Raw genomic sequence first — 7,666 nt, 5'->3', positions numbered from 1 at the left:
AGGCCACCGCCGCCCTGGATGCGGTCCTCCTCGCCGGCCCGACCGCCGTGGCGTGGACCGGCGCGGCGGTCCTGGCAGCCGTCGCGGTGTGCTCGCTGATCGCGATACGCCTCGCCGGACACCCCCGCGGACGCGCCTGACCGCCGGCCAGTCGGCTCAGTCGGCGAGGCCCACGACGCCGTGCTCCGTCGAGTCCTCATCGGTCAGGACGTCCACCCCGCCGTCCGTGAGCATGGGCACGTCGAAGACGAACTCGGGGATCGCGAACGCGTCCACGAGGGTGCGCGCCTTCCCGGCGAGCTTGGTGCTCAGGCGGTTGCGGGCCGCGGTGGCCGCCTTGGTGCGTTCGGTGGTCAGGCGGTTGTGCTCGAGGAACCACCCCTTGTCGGCATCCACGATGTCCAGCACGTAGAGGTCGCACAGCATCCCCAGGACCTCCTTGGCCTCCGGGTCCTCACAGGCGTCCACCGCCTCGGCGAAGCGGGCGAACACCCAGCTGTCCATATGCGCGCGACCGGCCTGCAGGAGGTGGTCCTGCGCCGAGTTGAACACCTTGAATGCCGCCGACCCGTCCTGGCCCTGCGCCTTGCGCAGCCGGCGGGCGACCGTCTCCAACAGGTGCTCCTCACGGTCGACGAGGAGCTCGAGCTGGTTGCCGCGGTCGAGCAGGTCGGTGTGCTCGCGATCGGTCACGGCGTCGACCAGCTTCTGCCACAGGGTGGACGTCCGGGCCTTCTCCTGCACCACGTCGGCGACCGTGCTGAGGGCGAACGCGACGGTCTCCCGCTGGTCCATGTCGCCGAACTCCGCGGCGTAGGAACTCAACAACTCCTTGCCCACCAGCTGGGTGAGCACCACGTTGTCGCCCTCGAAGGTCGAGAAGACGTCGCAGTCCTTGCGGAGCTCGGTGAGGCGGTTCTCCGCCATGTACCCGGCGCCACCGCAGGCCAGGCGGGCCTCGATGATCGTGTCGTTCGCGAACCCCGTCACCGTGGCCTTGATGCCCGCGGCGTGGGTCTCCATCTCGCGACGCCGGACCTCGTCGAAGGCGTCAGGGTTCTTCTCGAACTCGTCGAGTTCGGCGATGATCGCGTTCTGTGCGCACGCGTAGGCGTACGCGCGGGCGACCCGCGGCATGAGCCGGCGCTGGTGCTCGCGGTACTCCAGCAGGGGGATGCCCTTGCCGGTCTCCGGATGGTCGAACTGCCGGCGGACCAGCGAGTACCGCACGGCCAACGCCAGCGCCGTGCGCGCGGACGCGCCGGCCGCCGCTCCCACCGACACCCGACCGCGGATGAGCGTGCCGAGCATGGTGAAGAAACGGGCGCCCACCGAATCGATGGGGGAGGAGTACTCACCGTCGGCGTCGACCGCCCCGAATCGGTCGAGCAGCGCCTCGCGCGGGACCCGCACGTCGTCGAACCAGATCTTGCCGTTGTCCACGCCCGCGAGGCCGCCCTTGGGGCCGTGGTCGGAGGTGCGCACCCCCGGCAGGTCGTTACCGGCCTCGTCGCGGATCGGCACGAGCAGGCAGTGGACACCGTGGCGGAGTTCCCCGCCGTCGTCCGCGGTCGTGATCAGCTGGGCGAACACGGCGGCCATCCGGCCGTCGCGGGCGGCGTTGCCGATGTAGGCCTTCTCCGCACTGGGCGTGGGGGTGTTGACGACGAACTCGCCGGTCTCACGATCGAACGTCGCCGTCGTCTCCAGGTTCTGCACGTCCGAGCCGCCGCCGACCTCGGTCATGGCGAAGCAGCCGAGCAGGTCCAGGGACATGACGTCCGGTAGGTACTTCTTACGGGTCTCGGAGTCGCCGAGGTTGGCGATCGCGCCGCCGAACAGGCCCCACTGGACGCCGGCCTTGACCATGAGGGACAGGTCGAGGTGGCCGAGCATCTCGAAGGACGTCAACGCCCCGCCGGTGTCGCCGGTCCCACCGTCCTCCTCGCGGAACCCCAGCTTGGGCATCCCGGAGTCGGCCAGGCGCTGGAGCTGCGCCAGTACATGGTCGCGATGCTCCTCCATGCCCAGCCCGATCGGGTTGAGCATGTCCGGGGTCATGGCCTCGCGCGTGAACTCGCGGGCATCGGCCCAGGTCCCGTCGAGGACCTTCTGCAGCGAGGCCGCGAGGACCGCGTCCCCCGCCCCGGTGGTGGTGATGCGGCCGTAGTTCGGGTGCACGGCCGGGCCGGTCCCGGGTGCACTGTCCCCTGCGGCGGCGGCGTTCTGGACGTCGGTCTCGGAGGTCATGACACGATTCTACGGAGAGTCCGCGCCGCTGTGCACCGGAAGAGCGGCCCCACGTCGGCGGCACCACGGCAGGGGGAACCCGAGGGCACGGCACGAAATGGCCGAGGGCACGAAAAGACCGAGGGCCCGGATCACCGACGTGATCCGGGCCCTCGCATTGTCGGGGTGGCGGGATTTGAACCCACGGCCTCTTCGTCCCGAACGAAGCGCGCTACCAAGCTGCGCCACACCCCGGTCGACAACGAGGGATACTCTAGCGCCCCGCCGCCGGAATCGCGAAACCGGGTCAGGCCGGCAGGGGCACCTTCACCCGTTGCGGGGTCACCGGGACCTCGGATCCCTCGCCGCCACCACCGGGGGCGGCGACCAGTTCCAGCAGGGTCGCCTCCGGGCGGCAGAACGTCCGAACCGGCACGTACGGGGAGGTGCCCAGGCCGGCGGAGACGTGCAACACCAGGTTCCGGCCCCACGCGGACAGACCCTGGGCCCGCGAGCGGTCGATGCCGCAGTTGGTGACGATCGCGCCGGTGGGGAGGCAGAGTTGACCACCGTGGGTGTGCCCCGCGAGCGCGAGATCGTACCCGTCGGCGTCGAACCGGTCCAGCACGCGTGGCTCCGGCGAGTGCAGCAACCCGATCCGCAGGTCGAAGGCGGGCCCGGCGGGTCCGGCGATCTCGTTGTAGTGGTCCCGTCCGATGTGGGGGTCGTCGACACCGGCGACGAGCACGCTACGGCCGTCGACCGCGATCTCCGCGCGCTGGTGGGTGGCGTCGACCCAGCCCCGCTCGGTGAAGGCGGCCCTGAGATCCCGCCACGGCAACGGGACGGCCGAGTGCTTCTGGCGGCCTATCCCGATGTACGGCAGCGGGCTCTTGGGGACCGGGGCGTAGTAGTCGTTGGAGCCGAACACGAACGCCCCGGGCCGGTCGAGCAGTGGCCCGAGGGCCTGGACCACGGAGGGCACCGCCCGGGCGTCGGAGAGGTTGTCACCGGTGTTGACGACCAGGTCGGGCTCCAACTCCGCCAGCGAGTTGACGAACTGCTGCTTGCGCTTCTGGCCGGGCATCATGTGCAGGTCCGAGACGTGGAGGATCGTCAGGGGCCGCGAGCCGGGCGCGAGCAGCGGCAGGGAGTGGCGGCGCAACGTGAAGGCGTTGCGCTCCCAGCCCGTGGCGTACACGGTTCCCGCCACGACCGCCCCGGCGAGGACGGCCGCCGCGCGGGCGGGGGAGGTCGTCGAAACCCGGGTCTTGCGTGAAGGGCGTGACATCAGTCCAGACTACCGACGCCGGGCGGGGTCACCGCGGCGGCGAGATGGTGATGGGGGCCAGGCCCGGCACGTTGAGCACGATGGGTTCGTCCCCGACCGGCGCCCCCGGGCCGGAGGCGCCCTGCCCCTGCGCGCCGGTGCTCCCGCCCCCGCCGCCGCCCGATCCGTCGGAGACGCGGAGGGTGAGCTGGGACCCGGGGATGCCGGTGCTGCCGTCGACGCCGATGACGGTGCCGTACGGGCGGCCCGTGCCGGAGACGAACTGCGTGTTGACGACGAACCCGGCGTTGGTGAGCAGCGACGTCGCGGCGGACTGGCTCATGCCGGCGACGTCCGGGGCGGCGGCCCCGCTGGTCCCGGCCTGGTAGGCGGGATCGGGTGCGGGCAGTCGGAGCGGGCCGTAGATGTCGGCGATCGGGGAGAAGGCCGAGAACCAGGTCTGTGCCGGCTCGAGGCCACCGAAGAGGTTGCCGTACGAGCACTGGCGCAGGGGGCTGGTGCACAGCTCGGTGGTGGTGGTGCCGTCGTTGAACGCGTAGACGGCCGCCGCGTAGTTGTTGGTGAAGCCCAGGAAGGCGGAGGACCGGTTGGCCTCGGATGTGCCCGTCTTGCCGGACATCGGCAGGCTCCACCCGGCGCCCGATGCGGCGCCGGCCGCCGTGCCGGCGCCCACGTGGTCCTTGGACATGGCGACGGCGAGGGTGTCGGCGAGCCCTTCCTCGACGACCTGCTCGCACTCCGGCTCGTTCAGCTCGACGGGTGCGCCGGTGCGGTCGGTGATCGACTCGATGGGACTGGGGGGACACCAGACGCCGCCGGAGGCGATGGTGGCGCCGACGTTGGACAGTTCCAGCGCGTTGACGGCGGTGGGCCCGAGGGTGAACGAGCCGAGGTTGTTCTTCTTGACGAATTCGCTGATCGAGTCGCCTCCGGGCGCGGTGCCCTTGCGGTCGTAGGAACGCATGCCGAGGCGGACCGCCATGTCGACGGTGGGCGAGACGCCCACGTCCTTGATGAGATTCACGAACGTCGTGTTGGGCGACTGCGCGAGGGCGTCGGTCACGGACAAGGAAGAGGGGTACGAGCCGGCGTTCTCCACGCAGTACTGTGCGGGCGGGCACCCGGCGGCGCCCCCGGCGCCGAGTCCGGAGACCTGGACGCGACGCGGCACCGGGAGGCTCGTGTTGGTGCCCATGCCCTTCTCCATGGCGGCGGCGACGGTGAAGACCTTGAAGACCGAGCCCCCGCCGTCGCCGACCAGCGAGAACGGCTGCGGTTGCACGGTCTGGCTGTCACCCAGTTCGAGTCCGTACTGGCGGCTGGAGGCCATCGCGACGACCTTGTGGGCGTCCTTGCCGGGCCGGACGACGCTCATCACCTCGGCCACGCCCTGGGCGGTCGGGTTGCCGTACGTGTCGACCGAGCGCTGGACGTTGGACTGGACGGTCTCGTCGAGGGTGGTGCGGATCGTGTACCCGCCCTGCTCCACCATGTCCCGACTCAGGCCGTTCTCCTCGAGGTACTGGAGGACGTAGTCGCAGAAGAATCCGCTGTCACCGGCGGTGATGCACCCCCGGGGCAGCGGGTTCGGTCGCTCGAGCACGCCCAGCGGTTCGGCCGCGTAGGACTCGCCCTCCGCCGGGGTGATGGCGCCGGTCTGGACCATCGTGTCGATGACTGTGTTGCGGCGCTGCGTGGTGCCCTCGGGGTTGGTGTACGGGTCGAACCGACTGGTGGACTGCACCATGCCCGCCAGCATCGCCGCCTGGGAGACGCTGAGGTCGCGGGCGTCGACGCCGAAGTAGGTCTGTGCCGCGGTCTGGACGCCGAACGTGCCGTTGCCGAACGAGATCAGGTTGAGGTACTTGGTGAGGATCTCGTCCTTGCTCAACTCCCCGTCGAGGGTGAGCGCCATCCGGATCTCTTTGATCTTGCGCGCGGGCGTGGTCTCGACCGCGGCGCGACGCTCCGCGTCGTTCTCGGCGGAGACGAGGAACTGGTAGTTCTTGACCAGCTGCTGGTCGATCGTCGACGCGCCCTGCTCGACCTCGCCGGAGGTGGCGTTGGTCAGGGCCGCGCGGACGGTGCCCCGCCAGTCGACGCCGTTGTGGTCCGCGAACCGGCGGTCCTCGATGGCGATGATCGCCAGCTTCATCTGTTGCGAGATCTCCTCGCTGGGCACCGGCACGCGTTGCTGGTCGTACAGCCACGCGATGGGGGCGCCGGCGGAGTCGGTCACCGTGGAGATCGACGGCAGGTCACCCTTGATGAGGTCCGCGGACGTCCCGGCCAACGTGTCGGCCATCTTGTTGGATGCCAGCCCCGCTGCCCCCGCGATCGGGAACAGAGACCCCGCCGTGACCACCCCGGCGGCGACACACGTCGCGACCAGCTTTCCCAGCGAACTCATAGCCGACACACGCACAGGGTACGTGACCACCCCTCCGGGACCACCCGTCGCGCGGCGATCATGTGTCGACTCTTTACTTCTGTTGTGTGACTGCGGTAACAATATGGGGGAACGCGGGACGGATCGGACCGGAATGGGATCGCGACTGACGAACCCCAGGTGCGACCGCCCACGGACACAGTGAGCCCGCCGCGCCGGGCGGGCTCAGAAGGCCGGAGACGTGCGCGGTCAACCCGTCCACGACTCCACTCACGCAAGGGGTATTTCGATGACGGCCACCCTCCCCGGGACCACCCGCACCTCCGACCACGGGGTCCGCCCCGGTGCCGGCAACCCCCTCGGCTCCGAGGAGATCATCATCGGGGAGGGCCGCCAGGAATGGGTGGCCCAGGCCCGGTGCAAGGACATCGATCCGGACGAGCTGTTCGTCCGCGGCGCGGCGCAGCGCAAGGCCGCCTCCATCTGTCGGCACTGCCCCGTCCTGCTGCAGTGCCGCGCCGACGCTCTCGACAATCGCGTCGAGTTCGGCGTCTGGGGCGGGATGACCGAACGTCAGCGTCGGGCGTTGCTCAAGCAGCACCCCGAGGTCCGGTCCTGGGCCGACTTCTTCGCGCAGCAGATCGAGCGGCACACCGCGGTCTACTGAGTCCAGAGGTCTACTGAGTCCTGAGGTCTACTGAGTCCTGGCGAGTCGAGGCCCGGACACCTCGAGCGCGGCCCGCGGCACCCACCGCGGGCCGCGCTCGTATCCGTCAGCCGCAGAGTTGGTCGCCGACCGACCGCAGTGCCTCCAGATTGGAGATCTCGAACGGCAGCGAGGGCACGCCGACGATCCGCACGTCCGGGTGGGTGTCGGTGAACGACTCGAGCAGCCGGACCTCCTGCTTGGCGGTGCCCGCCCGGTCGGCGTGGATTCGCAGGACCGCCTCGGCCTCCGGGTTCTCGCCCGCGAGACGGTCGGCGGCCGCGCAGGCCTGTTCGGCGCTCAGGTCGGTCAGTCGCGGATGGGTGCGGTTGACCACGACCCCCGCCAGCGGCATCTTCTCCTCCGCCAGCCGCTCGGCGAAGAACGCGGCCTCGCGCAGTGCGGGCCGTTCCGCGGAGGAGACCACGAGGAACTCGGTGCCCTTGCGCCGCAGTATCGCCTGGGTCCGGGCCGCGCGTGTGGTGAACCCGCCGAACGTGGAGTCCAGTGCGACCACCATCTCGGAGGCGTCCTTGAGCATCGAGGACCCCACCACCGTGGAGACCCCGCGCATCGCGGTGCTCATCGCGCCGGTCACCAGGCGTCCGACCCCGCGGCCGGGCGTGGAGAGCAACCGCATGAGCCGACTGTCGAGGAACGCGCCGAGGCGGCGCGGTGCGTCGAGGAAGTCCAGTGCGTTGCGCGACGGGGGAGTGTCGACGACGACGAGGTCCCACGCGGAGTCGTCGAGGAGTTGCCCCAACTTCTCCATGGCCATGTACTCCTGGGTCCCCGCGAAGGAGGTGACCATCGTCTTGTAGAAGCGGTTGTCCAGGATGTCCCGGGCCTTGGCCTCCGTGGTGTTGGCCACCACCAGTTCGTCGAACGTACGGCGCATGTCCAGCATCATCGCGTGCAGTGACCCGCCGGCGGCGGATTTCTCCTGCCCGAGGTCCACTGGGGAGGGTTCGTTGGACAACTCGTCGATGCCGAGGGCCTGCGCGAGGCGACGGGCCGGGTCGATGGTCAACACGACCGTGTCGCGGCCGAG

Annotated in this window: 5 protein-coding genes and 1 tRNA gene; 1 reads left to right on the top strand and 5 read right to left on the bottom strand. The window is 70.2% G+C overall.

Going from position 1 to position 7,666, the window contains the following annotated elements; genetic code table 11:
* Positions 1-156: 156 nt before the first annotated feature.
* The 4 genes from G6023_RS14020 to G6023_RS14005 form a co-directional block, all read right to left on the bottom strand.
* On the bottom strand, positions 157-2,250 hold the full coding sequence (locus tag G6023_RS14020) for an acyl-CoA dehydrogenase family protein (RefSeq protein WP_182636077.1): 2,094 nt from the start codon (positions 2,248-2,250) through the stop codon (positions 157-159).
* Between the two features lie 160 nt (positions 2,251-2,410).
* A tRNA-Pro gene (locus G6023_RS14015) sits at positions 2,411-2,484 on the bottom strand.
* Positions 2,485-2,536: 52 nt separating this feature from the next.
* Positions 2,537-3,520 (bottom strand): metallophosphoesterase, encoded by a 984-nt coding sequence (locus tag G6023_RS14010; protein ID WP_069389392.1) that lies wholly within the window; start codon positions 3,518-3,520, stop codon positions 2,537-2,539.
* A 28-nt stretch (positions 3,521-3,548) separates the two neighbouring features.
* Positions 3,549-5,930, bottom strand: coding sequence for a transglycosylase domain-containing protein (locus tag G6023_RS14005; protein WP_182636081.1), 2,382 nt, complete (start codon positions 5,928-5,930; stop codon positions 3,549-3,551).
* A gap of 268 nt (positions 5,931-6,198) precedes the next feature.
* Between G6023_RS14005 and G6023_RS14000 the strand changes: the two genes are divergently transcribed.
* The gene (locus G6023_RS14000; protein WP_082923905.1) at positions 6,199-6,576 is read left to right on the top strand and encodes a WhiB family transcriptional regulator; all 378 of its coding nucleotides are present in this window, start codon (positions 6,199-6,201) and stop codon (positions 6,574-6,576) included.
* A gap of 106 nt (positions 6,577-6,682) precedes the next feature.
* On the opposite strand, the gene G6023_RS13995 is transcribed toward G6023_RS14000, so the two are convergent.
* Positions 6,683-7,666 (bottom strand): ArsA family ATPase (locus G6023_RS13995; RefSeq protein ID WP_182636075.1); only part of this gene is annotated, 984 nt, incomplete at its 5' end.

Source organism: Dietzia sp. DQ11-71, from assembly GCF_014144995.1.
GTDB classification, from domain to species: Bacteria; Actinomycetota; Actinomycetes; order Mycobacteriales; family Mycobacteriaceae; genus Dietzia; species Dietzia kunjamensis.
The sequence above is the reverse complement of the archived record's forward strand: the minus strand, read 5'-3'. Positions and strand labels throughout refer to the sequence as shown.

Coding starts and splice junctions, on each gene's coding strand:
- G6023_RS14020 (WP_182636077.1), bottom strand. CDS start 2,250: ATGACCTCCGAGACCGACGTCCAGAACGCCGCCGCCGCAGGGGACAGT.
- G6023_RS14010 (WP_069389392.1), bottom strand. CDS start 3,520: ATGTCACGCCCTTCACGCAAGACCCGGGTTTCGACGACCTCCCCCGCC.
- G6023_RS14005 (WP_182636081.1), bottom strand. CDS start 5,930: ATGAGTTCGCTGGGAAAGCTGGTCGCGACGTGTGTCGCCGCCGGGGTG.
- G6023_RS14000 (WP_082923905.1), top strand. CDS start 6,199: ATGACGGCCACCCTCCCCGGGACCACCCGCACCTCCGACCACGGGGTC.